This window comes from Cytobacillus oceanisediminis, assembly GCF_003182355.1.
Taxonomy (GTDB): Bacteria; Bacillota; Bacilli; order Bacillales; family Cytobacillaceae; genus Cytobacillus; species Cytobacillus oceanisediminis_A.
In genome coordinates this window covers 14686-38202 of sequence record NZ_QGTW01000019.1, presented here as the reverse complement: position 1 = coordinate 38202, position 23517 = coordinate 14686, and the positions used below count along the sequence as shown (strand labels likewise).

The following is a 23517-nucleotide window of genomic DNA, read 5'->3' as shown; positions in this document are numbered from 1 at the left end:
GGTAAAGGAGGGGAAATAATGGTTAGTTCTAGCATGAAAAAAGTTATATGGATCATATGGTTTTTAATCTTTCCGGCAGGACTATGGCTAACCTATTATTTCTATCCTCCAAGCTTGTCAGGGCAAGGGGTCAGTGTTTTTTCCTTTTTCATCTTGATGTCATTTGTGGCGGCTATGCCCATGGTCGTAAATAATACACCTGTCTTTTTGCTTCAATGGGTTTCCATGGCTGTATTCTTATCTTTTGGCCTTTTCACAGAATTGGTTATGGTACAATTGGCGGTTATTGTTCTCCTATTCAAACTTAAGATACAAAAAGATCAGCTTTTCCGTTTCCCGCTTAACTCTTTAATGTTTTTTGCTGTATCGCTTGTCAGCGGTTTGCTTTATAATGCATTGGGCGGAAAAACAGGGATTGATTTAATTGCCAATCCTGAATATTTCTGGGTTGCTGTAGCCTATCCTGCTGTTCATTTCATTTTAAACCAGCTGCTGCTAAGCCTTATTATTTACCTTGTCTACGGCAGAAAGGGCTCTTTTTTTGGAAAAGACTTTGTATGGGAAACTGTAACAACCATGATTACTTTTCCAATTGGCCTTGTGCTCTACATGCTTTTTCAGGAAGTTGGACTATTGGCTTTGCTTTTTGTTGGTGTCCCCTTTGTCAGCCTTTCAATCATTCTCAATCTCTATTATTCTAGTGAAAAAGTTAATAGTTACCTCCAAAAAGCTGCAGAAATTGGCCATCAATTGGCTGAGAGGCTTGATGTCAATGAAATTATGGAACTTTTTATTTCTAAATTAGGTCAAATGCTGCCGGTCGATTATGCCTATATTTTGGACATAGTAGATGATAAAGAATTGCACTTAATCTACCGGGTGGAACATGGCCAGACAATGAGCCTGAAAAAAGAAAGCCTTAAAAAAAACGAAGGCATTAGCGGGCTCGTATGGGCCACCAAGAAAGCCGCACTGTTTCATTCAAAAAAAGAATGGAGAAAGATTACGAAGGGCTATATGCCTAAAGATACCGAAAGCATAATATGTGTTCCGATTATGCGGAACCATAAAGTAACCGGTGTACTATTGCTGGCATCGACACAAAAGAGGTCTTATGAAAAATCTCAATTGATGATAGTAGACATACTGTGTTCACATTTTGCTATCACTGTGGAAAATGCCAAATACCATGAGGAAACAAAGGCTAAAAGTGAGAGGTGCGCACTAACTCATTTATATAACTATCGATATATTGAAAATAGGCTCAGTGAAGAATTTGCTCACCTTAAAACGGGGGCAAGAAAATCCTTATCACTATTAATAATCGATATTGATCACTTTAAACAAGTTAACGATACATTCGGCCACCAGAGCGGCAATGAAATTCTCTGTGAGCTGGCTGACAGGCTGACGGGTTTAATTGGATTGAAGGGGACAGTTGCCCGTTACGGAGGGGAAGAGTTTGTCGTCCTGTTGCCGGACGTTGAAAAAGATGAAGCGCTGAAATGGGCGGAGCTTGTTCGGAAAGCTGTTGCTGACAGGTCTTTTAATCTGAAAAATAATCTAAAAATAAATAATGATAACAGACCGGTACAAATTACTGCATCTATTGGAGTAGCTGCTGCTCCAATGGATGCAGAGGATTCTCTAGGCTTGATTCGCTGTGCAGACAGAGCAATGTATGTTGGAGCAAAACAGGCAGGGAGAAATAGGGTTGCAGGGCTGTAGTTTTAAGAAACCCAAATTCTTGGGTTTTTTATTTTTACATGGATTATTAATAATTGAAATACTGGAATAAACAGGAAATTTTGAGGGAGCTAAGTTCTATTAGTTTGTGAAAAAGACAAGAAATTCATGGTACTTCCTTACTGGAATCATTTACAATAGAATTGCAGAGTTATCTGGAAAAATAGGGTGGTGGTTTTCATTTGGGATTGGCTATAAGCTTCATTCTATCGATTCTTTTAGTTGGTGCGATTCTTTTGATTACTCCTTTGAGATTATCAATTGGAGGAAAGTTAACAATCGTAATGGTAAGTGCTTTCCTGGCTTTATTAGGCTTATTGGGAAGTGGTTTTTATCCTATTTGGATCGTTTTTCTGATTCAAGCTATACTCGCAATGTTAATTTCCTTTTTATTGTTCAAGAAAACTCACTCTTTCTTTGTTGAGGATGAAAAAGAGGAAGATATTTTTGAGACGAAGCCTCTTTTTTCAATAGCTGATTTAATGGAAAAAACCAAGCTGTCCGAAACTTTAGATACATTTTATTCATCAGGCCCTATGGGCAGCTCAAATCATACTAATGACTCAGTTATGCCACATATGAAAAAAGATGAGCCGGAAACACAACTGGGAGAACCAGAAACTGTTGCTGAATATCACGTAATGGATTTATTGGAACCTTTAAATGAGGCTAATATTGATAACGCACCTATGGAATCTGAGGCTGCAGTGGCGGCTGAAGAACCTGGCAATAATGAAAGTGAAAACATAATAGAACCAATGTATATAAATGATAGTGTAGAGGAAGGCCGACCGGAAGCATCAGGGGAGGAAATTCCTGCACTGTCATCCTTGCAAATCGAAGATGATGCTGAACTTCTGATGAAGGCCCGGATTGAAATGTTCAAGGAAAATAAGCACGGGCAAATTTCAGAAGAAGAGTCCCTAGAAGATTTACCTAAGGATATGACTAAAGGGATTGAAAAGAAAGCTGAAACAGAAAAAACTATTCAGGTTTATTTCGATGATTTAGAAGAGTTATATTTAAGCCGAAGAAATAAAAAAGATATCTAGGATTTTTACCATCTAAAGTGGTTGGCAAAAGGAGAGACTTTCAGTTTGCAAGCAAATCAGCATTTTTTATTAAAATTATTTAGCCTTATCCTTATATGCACTCTGTTTTTCACTGTTTTTTCACGAATAGGAATTTTTGCTTATGAGAAGGTATTTATGCAGGATACCCCATTTAGTGATGTAACTTTTATTGGACCTGTAGAGGTTCATGGAATTCAGAAGGATGACGTAAGCAACAGGCTGAATCAATCTATTGCCCATTGGCAAAGTGCCAATGGGGTCCAATTGTCATTTTTAGATCAAAAAGTTGATATTCCTGGGAAGCTTTTTAGATTTCATATAGAGGATAGCATTGCAGCGGCTGTGCAGGGAAATGCGAATCCACTTTATACAACCATACATGAGCAGGATTTAGTTGAACAGCTGAGAAAAATTCTGGATGAAACAATACTGTCAAATGTGAATATCAAAAGCTTGCGCGCCCGATTGGAGGAAGAAGCGGGAGCTCTTAATACAAAGGTAAGTGTTCTTAAACTTTCAGATCACATGGGGGAAGGGGCAGTTAACAGACAAAGCCTTCTTTCAAATGCGGAAATTAAGATAGATGGAAACAGCCTATCATCTTGGCTGGAATCACATAGCCAAGTTATTATACCTGCCCATGACAGTTTTTCGTTTTTAGAGCTGCTGAATGATGAGGATCCGTTTTTATCGAATGAGCTGCTTACTAAAATTTCATCGGGAATTTATGAGGCAATCCTTCCGACAAATATCCAAATTATGGAGAGGTATATTAGCAATGAGCTGCCGGAAGGAATTACTGCAGGATTTGAAGCAAGAGTGGCCAAAGAGAAAATGGATTTAATGTTATTTAATCCAAATGATAGTGATATCACGATTCAATTTGATAAGGTGAACAACAGTACTGTGGAGGTATCCGTATTGGGGATTGACCTTGGCAACAGTTATAAAGTCCGGTTTGAAAATAAAAAAACATACGGACCAAAGAAAATTATTCAATACCAAGGTAATACCAAAAACGTTTTTAGCAGTGAAAGAAGAGGCAGAAAGGGATCCTTGGTTTCCGTTTATCGTGATGAATATAACTCACAGGGTGAGCGGTTAAAAACGACTCTGATTGCTGAAGATTTTTATCTGCCGGTAAATGAAATTATTATAAGAAAAATCGCTTATCCTGAGACGAGTGAAACAGAAACCACTGAAACACAAAGACCTGACAGTGAGAAAATAGACGGTGAAGTACAGGGTGTAGTGGAATCTGAAGCTGGCCAGAAAGATGCAATAGTTGAGGATTCTACTGAACTTGCTAATGGAGAAAGATAGAGTCTATGAAAAGCAGACAAATATATTAGGTGAGAATACATGAAAAGGATTCGTAATGGACAAATGGGGTTTACATTAGTTGAAGTGTTGGCGTCAATCGGACTTATAGGATTGATCCTGCTTGTGTTTTTTGGAATTTATTCTCAATCCATGCTGTTTTCTAGTAAAAACGAAAAAAAGATTGAGGCAATGAATATTGCAAGAGAGGTTCATGCAAATTTACAGCTAGGGTTTGCATATGACACTGAATTCACAGCTGAAAGAGGCAATAGTACGTATTATGTTTCTATTGAGGATGTTACACCACCGGAACTTCATGATTTAAGTAATGGTAGAATTCCGCCCTTCAGCATATATTTTAAAGAAATAAGTGTTTATTCCTCGTCCATTAAAACAGATAGCAGCCTTCTGGCCAGGACCTTTGGCTATAAGGAAGGTGGGCCATAAAATGGGGATAAAATCGGAGCAGGGTATGACACTGATCGAATTACTCGGTGCCATTGCGATCTCTGCAATCATTTTCAGCTTAGTCAGTTCTGTGTTTTTGGGAAGCGTTACAAATTATAACAAGACATTAACTCATTCCCATTTAAGGCAGGAAGCAAACTTGGTGCTTGCTGAGCTTACTGAAGTGCACCATAAAAATCCTGATTACGAAATTAGCATTGTGGATGGGCTCATTCAAGTGACCACTAGCCAGCGTGTTTGGACAATAGGCAACCCCAATTTCTTATACCATATTCCAAATTCCATATCGATAAATAAAACAAATGATTTTTTTTACCTCACCTTATCAATATCAGACCCGGACAATGATACGAATCCTTATGAAGTAAAGACGATTATAAACAGACGGTAATAGGGGTGGCAGGATGCATCGGAAATACTGTAATGAAAAAGGATACACCCTTATATATATACTGCTTTCTATTTCTTTGATTTTTATTTTTACTACTGTACTGATAAGAGCGAATGTCAATTCAGCAGGACAAATAGCCAAAAGCCACAATGATGTTCAGACAACCCACTTAGCTGAAATGGGTTTGGAGTTTTTCAATGAAACGTTAAAACTGGCAATTGCACAGCCGCTTACTGGCGATACAGTCCAAGAAGCAAGAAACAGCTTGGAAGGGCACTTAAATTATAATCTAGCTGAAATGGGCATTCCAGTGAATAGTGGGCTTAATAATTTTTTTGAATTCAGAGTAAATATGAATAATCGTCCGGATACCTTTTTTAAAGTTTCCTATCAGTTTATAGTGACCCAGGATGCAAACGGAAATGGCGTAATTCGCCTAACATACAGGCTTACCAGTGGTAACGGAGAGATTGAAGAGACTCAGCCTTATCAGGAGGAAGAAAAGGACTTCAGCTGGACATCTGAAGGGGGAATCGGCCTTCCAGGCACAACGCCACCCCCTCCAGTTGAATCAGATCCTAACAACTGTGACAATAATCCGGATACGCCGTGTGATGTCTATTCTACCGGTCCAGTTACAATAAGTGACAAATCAGAGGTCTATGTAAATAATCTATATACTGCCGGACCGCTAACAATGGATAACGCAACCACTTTAATTGCCAAGGGAGATTTTTACGTGAGCGGTTTGGCAACTTTATCAAACCATAGTGTCATTGAAGTGGAAAATGGCAGTGCTTATTTTAATGATATAGACAGCAAGCCAAATTCGAAAACTGTAGTAATAGGAGATGCATATTTCTACGGTGATGATATAGGGAAGCTGGTTGGCAGCGGAAACTCATCTCTAATGTGCATTCAAGGCACTGCCCATCTTCGGGAAGGAATTAATATTAAAATTGAGGATATTAACATATTGCCTGCCGGAATGAGCTGTAAAAATACTGACGGGCTTAGCGCTGGAATTTGGGCATTGGGTACAGTGACGTTCACTGGAGATTTTCCGGCTCCGCCAGAGTGGACTTCTCCACAGCCTGGAGAAGGCGGGGAAATAGAATTGGATCCATCCTATAATTAACACATTTAGCTTAGTGTTGATTTACAAATAATTTCTTTAAAAGGTGACAAAAATGACAAATAAGCGGAAACGATTAGGAGACCTGCTAGTTGAATCAGGGATGCTCTCTGAGGATCAGCTTCAGAAAACGCTCACAACTAAAAAAGATGGCCAAAAGCTGGGAGATGCCCTTTTAGAAAGAGGATATATCAGTGAACAGCAGCTGATTGAGGTGCTGGAATTTCAGCTTGGCATTCCGCATATTAGTCTCTTTAACTATCCTGTCGATTCAAAGATGGTTACTTTAATATCCAAGGATTTTGCACTAAGAAATAATTTGATGCCCATTAAGAAGGACGGAACGCAGCTTATTGTGGCCATGAATGATCCAATGGATTATTTTGCGCTGGATGATATGCGTTTATCAACAGGTCTGCAGATTACTCCCGTTATAGCAAAGCGAGACGAGATTATTTCCGCTATACATAAATACTATAATTTAAATGAGACATTTGAGGACCTCGATCTAACCGAAATAGATGGAGATGACTTGGATAGTGAGCAGGCACCGGCGATCAGGCTTGTAAATCAGATACTATCAACCGGTGTCCAAATGAAGGCAAGTGATATTCATATTGATCCTCAAGAGAAAAAAATACTTGTCCGCTATCGGGTAGATGGTTTGCTTCGCACAGAGCGCGAGCTATCCAAAAATATTTTCAGCCTGCTGGTTGCCCGTATTAAGATCATGGCTAATTTAAATGTGACCGAAACCCGTTTGCCGCAGGATGGAAGAATAAAGCTTGAAATTAATCATGTGAAAATAGACCTTCGCATTTCACTGCTCCCTACCGTAGATGGAGAAAAGGTTGTTTTACGGATACTCGATTTATCCAGTATCCTGCTAAAACTTTCAAACCTGGGTTTTAATCGTGTGAACCTGCAAAAATTTGTTTCAATGATTGAAAAACCTTCAGGAATGGTGCTTATAACCGGTCCTACCGGATCCGGGAAATCATCAACTCTATATGCAGCATTGAACCATTTAAACACAGACAATGTGAACATCATTACAGTTGAAGATCCTGTCGAATACCAGATTTTCGGAATTAATCAAGTTCAAGTCAACCAGTCTATCGGTCTTACATTTTCTAGCGGGCTCCGGTCGATCCTGAGACAGGATCCGAATATTATTATGATTGGAGAAATCCGTGATAAAGAGACGGCTGATACTGCGATTAGGGCTTCACTAACCGGACACTTACTGTTCAGTACTTTGCACACCAACAGTGCGCTTTCAACCATACCGCGTTTGCTGGATATGGATATAGAACCTTATCTGGTGGTATCCTCTCTGACTGGTATTGTCTCTCAGCGATTAATCCGGAGAATATGCAAGGAATGTGCATTTTCCTATGAGCCTTCCGAAATGGAAGTGAATTTGTTTAAAGACAGAGGAATTAAGGTCGATAAACTATATAAAGGAAAAGGCTGTCCAAACTGCCAAAATACTGGGTATCGCGGCCGTATGGCGATCCATGAAGTCCTCGAGATGGATGATTATATCAGGAGTTTAATGACAAATAATAGACCATTGAGTGACATAAAAGAGTATGCAATGAAAAGCGGCATGATTTTTCTTATCGATGATGGCTTGTTAAAGGCAAAAAGTGGAATGACTACAGTGGAAGAAGTACTGAGAGTGGCACTGAGGGATTAGGAGGAAAAAAATGAAAGAGCGATTAGACTATATATTGACAGCAGCCTATGAATTAGGCACCTCAGATATTCATTTAACTGTAGGCGTTCCTCCGATTATGCGTCTGCATGGAGATTTAAAGCAATACGGGAAGGAAATAATTAAACCACAGGATACGGAAGAAATGGCAAAAGCCATTATTCCTGAGACACTATGGGAGACCTTTAAGGAAAACGGTGAACTTGATTTTTCATATGGAATTCCAGGTGTTTCACGCTTCCGGATTAATGCCTATCATCAGCGCTCGTCAGTTAGTTTGGCGATACGCGTTGTCCCAACTAAAATCCCGGCGCTGGAGGAGCTTGGACTACCAAATGTCTTAAAGGAAATAGCAGGAAAACCCCAGGGGCTTGTTCTGGTGACAGGACCAACCGGAAGCGGAAAATCAACTACTTTAGCTGCGATGATAGACTATATCAACAAAAATATGAAGAGGCATATAGTTACCCTTGAAGATCCTATTGAATACCTTCACAATCATGGGACAAGCATTATTGATCAGAGGGAAGTAGGGTTTGATACAAAAAGCTTCGCCAATGGCCTAAGAGCCTGTTTACGGCAGGATCCTGACATCATCCTGGTAGGGGAAATGCGGGATCTGGAAACCATTTCAACGGCGATAACAGCTGCAGAAACAGGTCATTTGGTGCTCGGAACCCTTCATACAACGGATGCGCCGTCTACAATTGACCGAATCATTGACGTTTTTCCGCCCGGTCAGCAGTCCCAGGTAAGGATCCAGCTAGCCTCCGTTCTTACATCAATCATTTCACAGCGTCTTTTCCCTGCGATCTCAAAGGATGGAAGGGTAGCTGCATTAGAAATTATGATTAATAACGCTGCCATACGCAATTTGATCCGCAATGAGAAGATCCATCAAATACACAGTGTCATGCAAACAAGCAAGGCCTCTGGAATGGAAACGCTCGGAATGGCTGTCAAACACCTATCGGAAAAAGGAAAAATTGATAAAAACACTGCAGCCCAATATTTGCAGGAGAGTGACTTTTAATGCCAGTTTTCCGTTATACCGGCAGAGATAAAAAAGGCAGGCGAAAAGATGGAAAACTGACGGCGGAAAATAGAAGAGAGGCTGTTGGGAAACTAAAGGAACAAGAAATAGCGGTCACGTCCATAGAAGAACTAAAAGGCTTCTTGCATAAGGAAATTAAGCTAGGGCCAAGCAAGGTTAAACATAAAGACCTTGTCGTATATATCCGGCAATTTTCCACACTTCTCAAAGCAGGAATCACTTTAGCTGAAGCCACCTATTTATTATCAAGGCAGACATCAAGCAAATTGCTGGAAAAAGCGTTAAAAGATGTAGCTGAAGGGCTTGAAGGAGGGAAACCTTTTTCAGAAGCAGCGGAAAATCACCGTAAAATCTTTCCGCCCCTTTTTATAAATATGATGAGGGCAGGCGAAGCTGGAGGAAATATGGATGAGATATTGGAAAGACTGGCTGTTTATTATGAAAAACAGCACAATACCCGCCAAAAAGTGAAATCAGCCATGGCATATCCCTTAACAGTAGGGCTTATTTCCATTGTTATCGTAATCTTCTTATTATCAACGGTTGTTCCAGTATTTGCTGATATGTTTGTTTCGTTTGATGGAGAACTGCCTCTTATCACTAGGATGGTACTTGGAATGGGTAACGTTTTTAGCGGTTATTGGTGGTTTCTATTCTCTGCTGCTGTACTGATAATCCTTTCCATTCGCAATTTGCAATCAAATCGAAGAACAAAATATTATTTTGATTATGTCCTTCTTAAGCTTCCGATCTTTGGAAAGCTTCTTCAAAAAGCTGAGATTGCTAAAATGACCAGAACCTTGAGCTCCTTGTTTGCAATTTCGGTGCCGATTCTGCAATCTTTGACTATTGTCGAAAGAATAATGGGAAATGAAGTACTGGCACAGGTAATAAAGGAAGCAAGAATTTCAATTGAAAAAGGGCAGTCCATTTCGATTCCAATGGAAAAGCATTGGGCATTCCCTCCTATGGTTTCACATATGATTTTAGTAGGTGAAAAATCAGGGACACTCGACCAAATGCTCGATAAAGTAGCGGATTTTTATGAAATGGAAGTCGACAACGCTACCGACCAGATCAAATCCTTAATTGAGCCGATGATGATTGTCCTCCTTGCTTTTATAGTAGGAGGAATTGTGGCTGCCATTGCAGTCCCAATGTTTACGATCTTTGAAAATATTCAGCAATAAATATATAAGTCTTCACATTTCTATAATTGATTTTAGGACTTAAGCATCATATAATGATTTTATAAGTTGGATTTTTATAGTGAAATTGGAAGCTATGACCGTTCGTTTTTATATGGGCACTTGAACGAACAAGAGCTTGTAGTGCAACCCGCCAATTTTCAAGATTGATATGGGAATTTGTTCTTATACAGTCTGAAAATTGGTTTTTTATTTCACTAGATTTTTTATTGCCATCATCCTAGTTTAATAGACTCATAAAAGGCACACTTTCAGTATAATAGGGGGAGAAAATGATGTTCAAAAGGATCAGGAATTATTTTAAAAATCAAAAAGGATTAACGCTTGTTGAATTGTTGGCGGTTATTGTGATTTTAGGGATTTTAGCTGCGATAGCAGTGCCGAGTATTGGTGGGATTATAGATAATAGTAAGAAGGATGCCCATATTGCTAATGCGAAGCAGATAGTGAGTGCAGCAAAACTCGCAAATGCTGGGGGATTAGATTTAGAATCTGTAAATGGTGGCACTGGAGATCCTGATCAAGGGTATAATTTAGATGACTTAATTAACAATGGCTACTTAGAAGAATTTATTGATCCTGACACAAAATCAGCATATACCAGTGGTTACGTTGTGTTAGTTTCTGATAGTACTACCGGGAACTATAGTTATGAGGTCTCTTTGGTAGGAAATGATAGAAGCATTGGTCAAAGTGTTCCAATTGATGTAAATGATATAGACAGGGATGATGTTGTTATCACAACAGTGCCAGAACCAACATCAGGAGGATAATGAATTAGATTACCAAATAGATGGATAATTATAGAAATATATAAATTAAAGAGCTCCTTCCCAAAGGAGTTCTTTTTCTAATTTCCATCAGCAGCATTGTTTAGTATAATAAGGACTATATTCATAGAAAAGGAAAAAGGGCTTTTATGCTTTTAATTTATTTGTATTTGTTCGTTTTAGGCGCTGTTTTGGGTTCTTTTTATAATGTGGTTGGGCTGAGGGTGCCTTTGAAGAAATCCATTGTTGCACCGAGATCTCATTGCCCTGTATGCCTGCGGAATTTGACAGCTGGAGACCTGGTGCCAATATTCTCTTATATCTGGCTAAAAGGAAAGTGCAGGAGATGCGGTACTTCTATATCTCCAGTGTATCCATTGATCGAATTGGCTACAGGTTTATTGTTTGTGTTTACGTTCTATCAAATAGGCTTTAATCCCGAACTGATTGTCGCTTTAACGTTCATTTCCTTATTGGTGATTATTTTTGTTTCGGATATTGTTTATATGATTATCCCTGACAAAGTCTTATTGTTTTTCCTGCCGATTTTAATGTTGGAAAGGATTGTGGTGCCTCTTTCTCCGTGGTGGGACTCAACTCTAGGTGCTTTTGCAGGCTTCCTGCTGCTCTTCGCCATTGCTGTTATAAGCAAAGGGGGAATGGGGGGAGGAGATATTAAATTGTATTTCCTCATCGGCATTGTACTGGGCTTTAAATTGACTATGCTTTCATTCTTTTTGGCTACACTTGCTGGGGCTGTTTATGGATTTGGCGGCATGCTTCTTGGCAAATATAAAAAGAGGCAGCCTGTACCCTTTGGCCCTTTCATTGCCGCAGGTGCGATTTTGGCCTATTTTTATGGAGAAGAAATTATTGATTGGTATTTTACGAGTTTTTTAATGTAATGGAGAGGTGAAGCGGTTGAGGTCATTAATGAGAAGCAGCAGGCATAGAGTTCATTTTATAATTAACGACCATTATATTCGCTTCGTGGAGAGTGATAAGAGGCATAGTTTCCTTTCCTATCGGCAGAAATGCCTTCCTCCCGGAGTCATCGAAGAAGGACGGATTAAGGATATTGAGGTTTTTGGTATGATTCTCGACGAAATCGTTGAGGAAGGGAAACTAAAAGGAAGCAAAATCACTATGTGTGTACCAGATCCTTTCATGATTGTCAGAACGGTTTCAGTACCGCTGGAAATTATGGAGGATGAGCTAAAGGGATATTTATATATGCAGCTGGGAGAGACGATCCATCTTCCTTTTGATGATCCGATCATTGAGCCTGTTTTCCTCGGGGGGAAAGGAGGACAAAATGAAGTCCTGCTTATAGCTACAAAGGAATCTGTTATAAGGGAATATACGGATGTTTTTGAAGCCAGCTCTTTAAAGCCTGTTGTAGCGGACTTATCAATTTTGTCACTTTATCGATTTTATTACCATATAGGACAAGCTGATAAAAAAGAACATTTACTAATGGTTCAGCTTGGTATGGATACGCTGCAGCTTTCTGTCTTCCATGACCATTATCCAAGCATTGTCCGGCACTCCAAACTCTCTTTGGTTCAGGACGAGCTGGAATTGAAAAGAGGCAGGAGCGGACAGGAATTTTACATATTGAATGTTGAACAAAACAGGTTAGATGGCCAGGCAAGAGATATAAATACAGAAATTGAAAGATTCATGAATTTTTACCGTTTTAATTTAACAAAAGGCAGCAATCAAATAACAAAGCTTATTTTGTTTGGAGACCACCCTTATATGGATGAATACGCGGGAACCATAAGCGACTCATTTGAACTCCAAGTCCAAGCGCTTACACAGCCTTTGTTTCAGATAAAAAAGGGAATTAATATTCCTCACGTATTCAACGATTGTATTGGACTCGCATTAAAGTAGGTGCCTAGCATGCTGGTTGATATAAATTTATTGCCCCAAAAAGAAAAGAGGAATTCCACTACTGCTGTAGTTTTTATCCTCATCATTATTTTAGCAGCTGGGTGCGGAGGATATCTTTGGTTTGAACAAAAGCAGCTTACTGACCACGAAAAAAGACTGCAGACGGAATTGGCTGCGGTTCAGCAGCTGAAAAGCATTGTACAGCAGAATCCCAACTCTCCGGATAACCCGAATGCGGAGGAAAAGCTGCAAACGGCATTGGCCTGGGCGGAAAATTACCCGGTTTCCACTTATAAATTGCTGCGCCATATAACTTCCCTTTTGCCAGAACGTGGATTTGTATTGTCATTTTCCTATCAGGAATCAGGGAATGTCCAGTTGTCTGTCCAGTTTGATTCTTCAAGGGATGCTGCGTTTTTTTTAAAAAGCATGCAGGAATCAGAATTCATTCAAAACGCTAACCTGTTAAGCATAACAACAGAGAGAGTATCCAGCGAGTCAGAATCTGATCTATCTATATTGCCGAGGTATATTGCACAATATACAGTTCTGATAGATAAAAACGCCATTAAACAAGTCCACAAGAGCGGGGAGGGCGGCTCCTAATGTCTTCCCGGCAGAAAATTACTTTATCTTTTACCTTGATCTTTCCCTTGCTTATTTTGGGATTGGGCTATTATTATTGGTTTCATTTAATCCCTTTGAAAGATCGGGTTGAAGGGTTTACTCAATCTATTAAAAGTGAGGAACTGCAAATTTCCCAGCTTGAGAAAGATCCAAAAAGTACAGGAAATGAGTTAGCGAATCACACTGCTTTTTTGCAGCAGAAGCTTCCAGTTGACCCTTTACTGGATCAATTTATTCTCGATCTTGAAAAAGCCGAAATATCATCTGGCAGTCTAATAACAAGCTTTTCTTTTAATGAGAACCAAAGTGTTGCTCAAAATGAGTCTTTATCCGAATCGGACTATAAACAATCCGAAGACCTTTCGGTCGATCTTAACTTTCAGAATGACAATACAAAAGACGAAATAGCTTCTGAGCCCCGTAAATTTTTCTTCCCTGAAGGAATTGAAAGGCTTACTGTGTCTATGATTGTTGAATCACCTACTTATATCGAGCTCGAAGCTTTCATAAAGGCAATTGAAGATTTGCAGCGTGTAACTCAAATTGACAGCCTTGCCTTTACAGGGAACAGGGAGGTTCGAGAGACTGGAAAAACAGTCAATAAACTTATTTATAGCGTGACAGTTTCAGCGTTTTACTATCCGACACTTGAGGAACTTAAAGATCAGCTTCCAAAATACGAACTGCCTTCACCAGCTAATAAAACTAATCCTTTGTATCCTTTTGCAGAAAATAAAAATGGTAGTATAGAGGGTGTGTCGGGTAACGCAGCGGAGCATCCGTCAGAAAATCTTGGCACCTTGGCTTCAAAGGTTGTAGAAAAGAACGGAAATTCATATATAGTGTATATATACGAGGTTAAACCAGGAGATACGTTATTTAGCCTTGCGATTAAATATTATAATAACAGGGATGGCGAAGACACCATTATGGAATGGAACGGGATTACCAGGCTTTTAGCTGGTGAGACGATTGAAATGCCCTTTCTTCTTAAATGACGATATTTGACGAAATCATTCAATAACAAGACGACAAAAGTCTTGTTATTTTTTTTTTGCAGTATGTTAGGATGAAACCAATTCAGCAATCGACATGGAAGGAGGACAAAATGTGGACAAGCCTAATAACGGAAAAACAATCACTATAAAGATAAATGGCAAGGACCGTCCGTTTCAGGAGAAAAATGAAGATAAAAAGAAAGAAGCCTGGAAGCCAAAAGATTTTGAGAGAAACGAAAACAACGAGGAAACGGAGTTCTTTGCTTCAATACAAACCGCAGCTGGAAAAGAAGCAGATGATAGTTTTGATTGGATCCTGCCAGAGGAAACAGAGGATTCTGAAATTAAAGAATTTAAGGTAGCAACCCCTCCAAAATCGCCAGCAAAAAAAGGATTCAGTACATTGGCCCAAAACTTCAAGAGGAAAAATAACCAAGGTTTTCTTACATCCATTTTTCTGGCTGTCTTTTTTGCTGTCCTGCTTGGGACAAGTTTTGGATTCATTATGCTTAAATTGGTATTCACTGACCAGGCGGCCGAGACAGTTACTCCTGCCGTAACTGAAACCCCTGCTGCTTCTAGAGAGCAGGCCGGAACGGAAACGGCAGCCCTGGACCCATTGGCCACTTTTGTGGTTCAGGGAGGAGTCTTCTCAAATAACGATGCCGCCAAACAAATACAGGAAGCAAATGCTCAAAAAGGAGCCGATAGTCACCTTATAGAAATCGGCGGACAAACATTTCTTTATTTAGGAGTATCTGACAGTATAGAGCATGCCAAAGAAATGGGGGCAGATTTAAAAAGTAAAGGAATAGATGTATTTGCAAAAGAAATCACATTTGATGCGAAGTCTATAGAGGGGTTAAATGCAGTGGAGAAAAAATTGCTTGAAATCACACCTTCTTTGTATCATACTCTTTCAGCAGGTGCAGCCAATGCAGCTGTTGAAAAATCCATCCCTGAAGGCTTGGTAGAGGATATAAAAAAACAGAGTGCTAATTTAAATGAATTGCAAGCAGATCAAATCAAAAACCAAACACTTATTTCTATAAAAGAAGAACTGGAAAATGCATCAAAGCAAATGGATGCCTTCCAGCAATCTGGAGATGCAGCTTCAGCAAGCAAAGTTCAGCAGCATCTGCTTGCGTTTCTTGCTGCTTATCAGTCATTATAAGCAGATAGTGCCAAAATCTTCTTATATTCGAATATTTTCTGGGAAATATCACATATTAAAGGAGTCTGTTCGGGAAATTTCGGCAGGCTCTTTCATTTTGTCGATATTTATTAAATTTTATCAAATATTTTTATAAAGCAGTCTTTTTAAATTGTTTGTCTAGCCGATTTTTGATACGATTAGTTTGTATCTCCCAAAATGATACATAAAGGTAAGGTGATTTTATGCATAACCTCATTTTAGCCTCTTCTTCCCCACGGCGAAAAGAACTTCTTGAAAATCTTCATTTAACATTTGAAGTTTCCAGCAGTGATGTTGATGAAAGCTTTGATCCCTGGTTAACACCTGATGAAATTGTGAAAGAACTCGCCTTCAGGAAAGCTGATGCGGTGTTTAAAAAGTATCCTGATGCTTTTGTTATTGGATCAGATACTGTGGTAGTCAAAGGTGGAAACGTTTTAGGAAAGCCAAGCAGCAGTGAAGAAGCCTTTAGTATGCTAAAGAGCTTGTCGGGAACAACTCATTCCGTCTACACTGGTGTCTGCATTCTGGCACCAGGCAAACAAATAAAATTTTATGAAAAAACCGATGTGGTATTCTGGGAGTTAACAGATGAAGAAATTAACTCTTATATCGGCACCGGTGAACCATTTGACAAAGCGGGAGCATATGGAATACAAGGCTTTGGCAGCGTGCTTGTAAAAAGCATTAGTGGAGATTACTTTTCGGTTGTCGGCCTTCCTGTGTCAAGAACGGTTCGGGAATTAAGGAAGGCGGGCTACTCGCATCCTTAAATACTTTCCTCATCTCCGCTCCCTGGCCCAAAGGTTAGGGAGGAAATAGTATGCAAACTGAATCCTTTTTGATTAAAGATTTTCCTCAAGATGAACGTCCTCGTGAGCGATTTGTCCAAAATGGACCGCAAAGCCTTTCCAATCACGAATTGATTGCCATTTTGCTCAGAACGGGCACCAAAGAAGAATCCGTTTTGCAATTATCAAATAGGCTCCTCACCCAATTTGAAGGGCTCCGGCTGTTGAAGGATGCATCGTTGGATGAAATCACCGCGATTAAGGGTATTGGGACAGCAAAGGCGATCCAATTGCTTGCTGCTGTAGAAATTGGCCGGAGGATTTCAAATCTTGCCTACGATGACAGATATATCATCCGTTCTCCTGAAGATGGTGCAAATTATGTAATGAACGACATGCGGTTCCTGTCGCAGGAACATTTTGTATGCCTTTATTTAAATACGAAAAATCAGGTGCTCCATAAGCAAACCATTTTTATTGGAAGCCTGAATGCTTCAATTGTGCACCCAAGGGAGGTATTTAAGGAAGCCTTTCGCAGATCAGCCGCATCAATTATCTGTATTCACAATCATCCGAGCGGGGACCCAACTCCGAGCAGAGAAGATATAGAGGTAACAAAAAGGCTGGCAGAGGCCGGCAAAATAATCGGCATCGATGTACTTGACCATCTTATTATCGGTGAGAATAAATTTGTCAGCTTGAAAGAAAAAGGTTACCTATAATATGTCTTTTCAAATAACCTTTAAAAAGGCTATGTTTTTATTTGACGTTACGCTATAATATTGGTTATGATTTTTGAGATGCCTTGCGTTTAAAAGGCTCATTTTACCTGATAAATTAAAGAAGTTTCAATTATTATACCTTATCTTAAAGTTAGCATTATGTATCAGAAAGGGAGATACCAATTATGTTTGGAATCGGTACTAGAGACCTTGGAATAGATTTAGGGACAGCTAATACACTTGTTTATGTTAAAGGAAAAGGAATCGTTGTCAGAGAGCCATCAGTAGTTGCACTCCAGACGGACACCAAAAATATTGTGGCTGTCGGAAATGATGCGAAGAATATGATCGGCCGAACACCTGGCAATATTGTAGCACTCCGGCCAATGAAAGATGGGGTAATTGCCGATTATGAAACAACGGCCGTCATGATGAAATATTATATTAAACAAGCCAATAAAAATAAAAGTTTCTTCTCAGGCAAGCCTTATGTAATGGTTTGTGTCCCATCTGGAATTACAGCTGTAGAGGAGCGTGCAGTCGTGGATGCAACCCGCCAGGCAGGAGCTCGTGATGCCTATACAATAGAAGAGCCATTTGCTGCTGCAATTGGCGCTAATCTTCCTGTTTGGGAACCTACAGGAAGCATGGTTGTAGATATAGGCGGAGGAACTACCGAGGTAGCCATCATTTCTTTGGGCGGCATTGTAACAAGCCAGTCTATCCGTATTGCCGGTGATGAAATGGACGATGCCATTATAAATTATATCCGCAAAAATTATAATTTGATGATCGGTGACCGTACTGCTGAAATGATCAAGGTTGAAGTTGGCTCTGCGGGAGATCCAGAGGGCGTGGAAAACTTGGAAATTCGAGGACGCGATCTTTTGACAGGCTTGCCAAAAACGATTGAAATTACTGCAGAAGAGATATCAAAAGCTCTTAATGATACTGTTTATGCCATTGTGGATGCAGTGAAAAACACGCTGGAAAAAACACCGCCTGAACTAGCTGCTGATATTATGGATCGGGGCATTGTTCTAACTGGCGGGGGTGCATTGCTTCGCAACCTGGACAAGGTGATCAGCGAAGAAACGAAAATGCCTGTCCTTATTGCCGAAAACCCGCTTGATTGCGTAGCAATTGGTACTGGAAAAGCTTTGGACCATATTGATTTATTCAAAACTAAAGCAAAAGAGTCACGATAAAAAACAAGATAGATACGAAAAAATTATGAAGCCCATTCACGTGTATGAAGTGTTTGGGCTCAACTTTCGTATGTTTGTCCTTATATTCTAAATGATAAATTTGTAGATATATGTTATCTTTGGAAGCATTGATAGTTTAGAGAGACGCCATGCGTTTTTCTTATAGCCTTTGGAAAAAATACTAATCGAGGTGTAACTGATGCCACAGTTCTTTTTGAATAAACGCCTGATTATTTTGCTTGTCAGCATCATTATTCTCGTGGCATTGATTGGGTTTTCTTTAAAAGATAGAGAAAATTTAACTTGGCCTGAGCAATTTTTAAAAGATACTACCGGTTTTGTGCAAAATGCCGTATCCCGTCCTGTAAATTATGTTGCAGGGTTTTTTGAAAATGTCCAAGACTTGCAAAATACATACAAAGAAAATAAAGAGTTGAAAACACGGCTGGATGAACTTGCCCGCCTGGAGTCAGAAGTTCAGCGGCTTAAGAAAGATAATACAGAGCTGCGCGAGATCCTTGATAAACAAGATTCATTAAGTGAATTTGAACCAAAGCAGGCAACGGTGATAGGAAGAAACCCTGATAGATGGCATGAACTGCTTATCATCAATAAAGGGAAAAATGCAGGGATTGAACCGAATATGGCTGTCATTACATCGAAAGGGCTTATTGGTAAGGTGAAGAGCAGCAATACTTTCACTTCAACGGTTCAGCTGCTAAGTTCGATGGATCCGACCAATCGCATATCGGCCAAAATCCAGGCTGGGGAAAATAACTTTTTCGGTCTGATCGAAGGCTATGATAAAGAGAAGGGGCTTCTTCTCCTTAAACGCATACCCTATGATGCTAAAGTTGAGAAAGGGCAGAACGTTATTACTTCAGGCCTTGGAGGCGTATTTCCTGAAAGTCTGCCAATCGGCAAAGTCGTGGATGTAGTTCCTGATGAATTTGGCCTGACGCAGACTGCTTATATTGAACCTGGGGCGGATTTTTACGATATTGGACATGTGATGGTCGTAAAGAGAGGGGCTCTGCAGCCTGAATTAATGGAAATGATTGATGAGAAGGAGGAGGAACTGTGAGAAGATTCCTTCTTCCTCTCATACTCCTGGGTTTATTTATTGGTGAAAGTATATTTGTTCAATTAACACCGCCTGAGTTGTTTGGCAGCGGAAAAATTGCCGTTCCGCGTTTTCTGATTGCCAGCTTGTTATTTTTGACCATTTACGGTTCAAAAAAACATGGAGTCATATACGGGCTCTTATTCGGCTTGCTTTTCGATATCGTTTATATAGAAATAATAGGGATTTATCTATTTCTGTTTCCGATCATTGCATATATCATGACAAAACTGATTAAAATTCTTCAGACGAATATAGCCATGGCTTCTATTATTGTTCTCTTGGGTGTTGCCTTGCTTGAAGCTGGCGCGTACCAAATGAACTTTCTTATTCATCGTACAGATATGGATATTGCAGCCTTTTTATCCTCCCGCCTTGTGCCAACGCTTATTTTGAATTTGATTTTTATTATCCTGGCTGCCTATCCATTCAAAAGGCTATTTGAAAAATATGCTGATAGCTTAAATGAGTAGCGATCGGGTATAGGAAAAAAGAGTACCTTTCTAATTTTAATATCACCATTTAAAAGAAACCGGGTGGCCCCGGTTTCTTTTAAATGAATATTTTTAGGGAAAAAGGAATTTAGAAGGTTTCTGTCGAATTCTATTTACTATGGGCAATTTAGGATAGGGATAATAGACATAATTATTTGTTTGAAAAATTCAGCCTTAACTGATCTCTAGTCTTCTATTGCAGATTAGTTCCTATTAGGCGGGCTGCTTGAAAATAGAGGGCAATAAAGCACTTATGCGTTTCTTATCATTGAGGTGAACATCTTGAAATGAAAAAAAACCAAAACGTAATAATTAAAGGGACAAAAGACGGGCTGACATTGCATCTTGATGATTCTTGCTCCTACGGTGAACTGAAGAGAGAGCTTGATCTGAAGCTTTCAGAAAGCTCCAGAGCTGGCGAAGACAGGCTTATTTCGGTTAGGGTTCAAGTAGGCAATCGATATCTCACCGAAGAACAGCAGGAAGAATTGAAGGAGATAATCCGGCAAAAGAAAAATCTGATCGTTGAGTCCATAAGTTCTAATGTTATAACAAAAGAAGAAGCTGAAAACCGAAAAGAAGAAAACGAAATCGTATCAGTTGCAAAAATGATTCGATCAGGACAGGTTTTAGAAGTTCCGGGAGATCTGTTGCTCGTCGGGGATGTTAATCCGGGAGGCACTGTAATGGCGGGTGGAAATATATTTATTATGGGCGCTTTAAAAGGAATTGCCCATGCAGGCTGTCATGGAAATAAGGAGGCGGTTGTGGTTGCTTCTCTTATGAAACCTTCCCAATTAAGGATCAGCGACTGCATAAATAGAGCTCCTGACAAGGATCAGGACGATGTAAAGAGAGAAATGGAATGTGCTTACATAGATGAAAATGAGCAAATTACAGTTGATAGATTACAGGTCTTAATGCATCTAAGACCAAATATTACTAGATTGCAAGGGGGAAGCTAGGATGGGAGAAGCGATTGTCATTACGTCCGGTAAAGGCGGTGTCGGAAAAACGACTACTTCCGCAAATGTAGGTACGGCTCTTGCCCTTCAGGGAAAAAGGGTTTGCCTGGTGGATACAGACATTGGCCTTCGTAACCTTGATGTTGTTATGGGGCTTGAGAACCGCATCATTTATGATCTTGTTGATGTGGTTGAAGGCCGATGCAAAATTCATCAGGCACTTGTCAAAGATAAGCGGTTTGATGACTTGCTGTATTTGCTGCCAGCTGCTCAAACAAGTGATAAATCAGCCGTAAATCCTGAGCAGATGAAGAAGTTGGTTGATGAGTTGAAGCAGGATTATGATTATATCGTAATCGATTGCCCTGCTGGGATTGAGCAGGGTTATAAAAATGCGGTTGCCGGAGCGGATAAAGCAATTGTTGTTACGACTCCGGAAGTTTCGGCTGTGCGTGATGCAGATCGGATTATCGGTTTGCTTGAAAAAGAAGAAAATGTAGAGGCTCCAAAGCTGATTATTAATAGAATACGGAGCCATATGATGAAAAATGGAGACATGCTGGATGTGGATGAGATTACAGCCCATCTATCGATTGATTTAATCGGTATTGTGGCAGATGATGATGAAGTGATCAAGGCTTCGAACCATGGCGAGCCCATTGCTTTAAACCCTAACAGCAAAGCATCTGTAGCATACCGAAATATTGCCCGCCGCATTCTTGGCGAATCGGTGCCGCTTCAGCCTCTTGAAGAAGAGAACCAGGGCGTCTTTTCCAAAATTAAGAGGTTTTTTGGTGTAAAATAAGCAGATATCAGCAGTCAAACAACCGGGGAAATTCCCCGGTTTATTTTTTTCAAATCTATTCCTTCCATGAGTCATACTCTATTTGGACAACTCATAAACTTGTACAAATAGAGCTATTAAGGAAATGGTGGGGATCTCATGAATTCAAGAGCGGATGAAATACGCAAAAGAATTGCACGGAGGAAAAAAGAAAAAGACAGGGTGACTAAGAAGGTAGATTCAAATATTCTTTGGACAGAGGATGAGGAACGTTACGGATTTAATAAGCTGCCTTCTTATGACAGCAAAGTTGGGGAAGGGGACCACCCTTTATTTCGAAAAGAATTATTTCTGTTTAAACTGCTAGCTTCAGCCTGTTTATTTTTACTTGCAGCGATTCTTTTTAAAAATGAAGCCGTAACTCTTGCCCCTGCAAGGGATTTTGTGAAAGCTTCCATGGAAAAGGATTTTCAATTCGCAGCTGTTTCAGGCTGGTATGAAGAGCAGTTTGGAAAGCCGCTGGCGCTCCTTCCATTTTCAGACGGAAAACAAGAAACCCAAAGCCCATCAAAAAACAGTGATTATGCACTCCCTGCTTCTGCTAAAATTCTTGAAGACTTTAATGATAACGGCCAAAGGATTACGATTGAAACCGGGAAGGAAGCTTCTGTTGAAGCCATGAGCGAGGGTCTTGTGCGGTTTGCCGGGAAAAAAGATGGTTTCGGAAACACAGTTATCATTCAACATGGCGATAAAAGCGAGTCCTGGTATGGCAATTTAGCAGATATTAATGTAAATCTATATCAATATATTGAAAAAGGTACAGGATTAGGCACTGCGGGTGATACTGATGATGGTGAAAAAGGCTCTTTTTATTTCGCTATTAAAAAAGGTGATGACTTTATAGATCCAATTCAGGTGATACCATTTGAATAAAATGGCAGAATTGATAAAGCATATTCATATCCATCCTTTGTTATGGGCGATTATTGGGCTGGCAGTGGCTACTGCCCATTTTATTGAACTATGTCTGTTGCTCCTGATTATTTTCGTGCATGAGATGGGTCATGCGGCGGCAGCGGCCCTTTTTTCCTGGAGAATCAAAAGGATAGCCCTTTTGCCCTTTGGAGGGGTAGCGGAAATGGATGAGCACGGAAATCGGCCGCTTAAGGAAGAAATTATTGTGATTATTTCCGGACCGATTCAGCATATTTGGATGATGGGAGCAGCCTTGCTTTTTTACCACCTTTCTTGGATGCCAGAAGAAATCTTTCAGCTATTTATACAATTTAATTTAATGATTTTGATATTTAATCTGCTTCCTGTCTGGCCTTTGGATGGCGGAAAGCTGATTTTTTTATGGATGTCACTTTACCGGGCTTTTCCGGATGCTCACCGAAAAACATTGCTGATATCAGCAGCTGGCATTGTGGGGTTCATTATTTTTACTTTGCTGACCTCTCCTGTTAACCTGAATATATGGGTTGTCCTCGCTTTTTTGCTTTTTTCGCTATATCATGAATGGAAGCAAAGCCGATTTGTCTTTATCCGCTTTCTCCTTGAGCGATATTACGGCAAGAACAGCGATTTTAGGACGTTAAAGCCCCTTGTTGTTAAAGAAGAAGAATTGGTTATTCACGTTCTTGAAAGATTCCAGCGTGGATGCAAGCATCCAATCATAATTGAAAAAGACGGGAAAGAAAAAGGTGCTTTAGATGAAAATGAGCTGTTGCATGCCTATTTTGCAGAAAAAGTACTAACAGCGAAAATAGGTGATTTGCTGTATGTTTATTAAGAGCAGGCTTTTTAAAGATGACACAGCT

At 39.8% G+C, this 23517-nt stretch carries 24 protein-coding genes and 1 riboswitch; all 24 genes read left to right on the top strand.

All coding sequences use genetic code 11. The annotated features are described in order from the left end of the window. Nucleotides 1-18: 18 nt before the first annotated feature. Complete coding sequence (locus tag DFO73_RS25065; protein WP_110067411.1) at nucleotides 19-1728, top strand: sensor domain-containing diguanylate cyclase; 1710 nt, start codon at nucleotides 19-21, stop codon at nucleotides 1726-1728. Between the two features lie 392 nt (nucleotides 1729-2120). Beyond that, a complete protein-coding gene (locus DFO73_RS25060) occupies nucleotides 2121-2798 on the top strand; it encodes a hypothetical protein (protein ID WP_142669546.1) in 678 nt (225 codons plus the stop codon). 156 nt (nucleotides 2799-2954) lie between these two features. Next, entirely contained in the window at nucleotides 2955-4142 is a 1188-nt protein-coding gene (locus tag DFO73_RS25055; protein ID WP_142669545.1) for a VanW family protein, read from the top strand. A 39-nt stretch (nucleotides 4143-4181) separates the two neighbouring features. Continuing rightward, nucleotides 4182-4589 (top strand): type II secretion system protein, encoded by a 408-nt coding sequence (locus DFO73_RS25050; protein WP_110067408.1) that lies wholly within the window; start codon nucleotides 4182-4184, stop codon nucleotides 4587-4589. Nucleotide 4590: 1 nt separating this feature from the next. Continuing rightward, complete coding sequence (locus tag DFO73_RS25045) at nucleotides 4591-5001, top strand: PulJ/GspJ family protein (RefSeq protein ID WP_110067407.1); 411 nt, start codon at nucleotides 4591-4593, stop codon at nucleotides 4999-5001. A 13-nt stretch (nucleotides 5002-5014) separates the two neighbouring features. Continuing rightward, on the top strand, nucleotides 5015-6139 hold the full coding sequence (locus DFO73_RS25040; protein ID WP_110067406.1) for a hypothetical protein: 1125 nt from the start codon (nucleotides 5015-5017) through the stop codon (nucleotides 6137-6139). 52 nt (nucleotides 6140-6191) lie between these two features. After that, nucleotides 6192-7838, top strand: coding sequence for a GspE/PulE family protein (locus DFO73_RS25035; protein ID WP_110067405.1), 1647 nt, complete (start codon nucleotides 6192-6194; stop codon nucleotides 7836-7838). A gap of 10 nt (nucleotides 7839-7848) precedes the next feature. Then, on the top strand, nucleotides 7849-8889 hold the full coding sequence (locus DFO73_RS25030) for a type IV pilus twitching motility protein PilT (protein WP_110067404.1): 1041 nt from the start codon (nucleotides 7849-7851) through the stop codon (nucleotides 8887-8889). Further along, nucleotides 8889-10100: a type II secretion system F family protein gene (locus tag DFO73_RS25025; RefSeq protein WP_110067403.1), complete on the top strand. Its 1212-nt coding sequence runs from the start codon at nucleotides 8889-8891 to the stop codon at nucleotides 10098-10100. The genes DFO73_RS25030 and DFO73_RS25025 overlap by 1 nt, the downstream gene beginning before the upstream one ends. Nucleotides 10101-10178: 78 nt before the next feature. Beyond that, nucleotides 10179-10262, top strand: a riboswitch (cyclic di-GMP riboswitch). Nucleotides 10263-10390: 128 nt separating this feature from the next. After that, nucleotides 10391-10891 (top strand): type II secretion system protein, encoded by a 501-nt coding sequence (locus DFO73_RS25020; RefSeq protein ID WP_375137349.1) that lies wholly within the window; start codon nucleotides 10391-10393, stop codon nucleotides 10889-10891. A 146-nt stretch (nucleotides 10892-11037) separates the two neighbouring features. Then, the gene (locus tag DFO73_RS25015) at nucleotides 11038-11793 is read left to right on the top strand and encodes a prepilin peptidase (protein ID WP_110067401.1); all 756 of its coding nucleotides are present in this window, start codon (nucleotides 11038-11040) and stop codon (nucleotides 11791-11793) included. A 16-nt stretch (nucleotides 11794-11809) separates the two neighbouring features. Next, nucleotides 11810-12787 (top strand): type IV pilus biogenesis protein PilM, encoded by a 978-nt coding sequence (gene pilM / locus DFO73_RS25010; RefSeq protein ID WP_142669544.1) that lies wholly within the window; start codon nucleotides 11810-11812, stop codon nucleotides 12785-12787. A gap of 9 nt (nucleotides 12788-12796) precedes the next feature. Further along, complete coding sequence (locus DFO73_RS25005) at nucleotides 12797-13393, top strand: PilN domain-containing protein (RefSeq protein ID WP_110067399.1); 597 nt, start codon at nucleotides 12797-12799, stop codon at nucleotides 13391-13393. After that, nucleotides 13393-14412, top strand: a complete 1020-nt coding sequence (locus DFO73_RS25000) for a LysM peptidoglycan-binding domain-containing protein (protein WP_110067398.1) — start codon at nucleotides 13393-13395, stop codon at nucleotides 14410-14412. The genes DFO73_RS25005 and DFO73_RS25000 overlap by 1 nt, the downstream gene beginning before the upstream one ends. Nucleotides 14413-14524: 112 nt before the next feature. Next, nucleotides 14525-15586, top strand: a complete 1062-nt coding sequence (locus DFO73_RS24995; protein WP_110067397.1) for a hypothetical protein — start codon at nucleotides 14525-14527, stop codon at nucleotides 15584-15586. A gap of 224 nt (nucleotides 15587-15810) precedes the next feature. Beyond that, on the top strand, nucleotides 15811-16380 hold the full coding sequence (locus tag DFO73_RS24990) for a Maf family protein (protein ID WP_110067396.1): 570 nt from the start codon (nucleotides 15811-15813) through the stop codon (nucleotides 16378-16380). Nucleotides 16381-16430: 50 nt separating this feature from the next. Beyond that, on the top strand, nucleotides 16431-17120 hold the full coding sequence (gene radC / locus DFO73_RS24985; RefSeq protein WP_110067395.1) for a RadC family protein: 690 nt from the start codon (nucleotides 16431-16433) through the stop codon (nucleotides 17118-17120). A gap of 185 nt (nucleotides 17121-17305) precedes the next feature. Next, nucleotides 17306-18328: a rod shape-determining protein gene (locus DFO73_RS24980; RefSeq protein WP_110067394.1), complete on the top strand. Its 1023-nt coding sequence runs from the start codon at nucleotides 17306-17308 to the stop codon at nucleotides 18326-18328. Between the two features lie 199 nt (nucleotides 18329-18527). Beyond that, nucleotides 18528-19412: a rod shape-determining protein MreC gene (gene mreC / locus DFO73_RS24975; protein ID WP_110067393.1), complete on the top strand. Its 885-nt coding sequence runs from the start codon at nucleotides 18528-18530 to the stop codon at nucleotides 19410-19412. Then, nucleotides 19409-19924 (top strand): rod shape-determining protein MreD, encoded by a 516-nt coding sequence (mreD, locus tag DFO73_RS24970; protein WP_110067392.1) that lies wholly within the window; start codon nucleotides 19409-19411, stop codon nucleotides 19922-19924. Before mreC ends, mreD begins: the two co-directional genes overlap by 4 nt. Before the next feature lie 308 nt (nucleotides 19925-20232). Beyond that, nucleotides 20233-20910 carry a septum site-determining protein MinC gene (gene minC / locus DFO73_RS24965; protein ID WP_110067391.1) on the top strand — a complete coding sequence of 226 codons (678 nt, stop codon included), beginning with the start codon at nucleotides 20233-20235 and terminating at the stop codon, nucleotides 20908-20910. A gap of 1 nt (nucleotide 20911) precedes the next feature. Beyond that, nucleotides 20912-21715 carry a septum site-determining protein MinD gene (minD, locus tag DFO73_RS24960; protein WP_110067390.1) on the top strand — a complete coding sequence of 268 codons (804 nt, stop codon included), beginning with the start codon at nucleotides 20912-20914 and terminating at the stop codon, nucleotides 21713-21715. Nucleotides 21716-21853: 138 nt separating this feature from the next. Continuing rightward, on the top strand, nucleotides 21854-22630 hold the full coding sequence (locus DFO73_RS24955) for a M23 family metallopeptidase (protein WP_110067389.1): 777 nt from the start codon (nucleotides 21854-21856) through the stop codon (nucleotides 22628-22630). After that, complete coding sequence (locus DFO73_RS24950) at nucleotides 22623-23489, top strand: M50 family metallopeptidase (protein ID WP_110067388.1); 867 nt, start codon at nucleotides 22623-22625, stop codon at nucleotides 23487-23489. Before DFO73_RS24955 ends, DFO73_RS24950 begins: the two co-directional genes overlap by 8 nt. Nucleotides 23490-23517 lie beyond the last annotated feature (28 nt).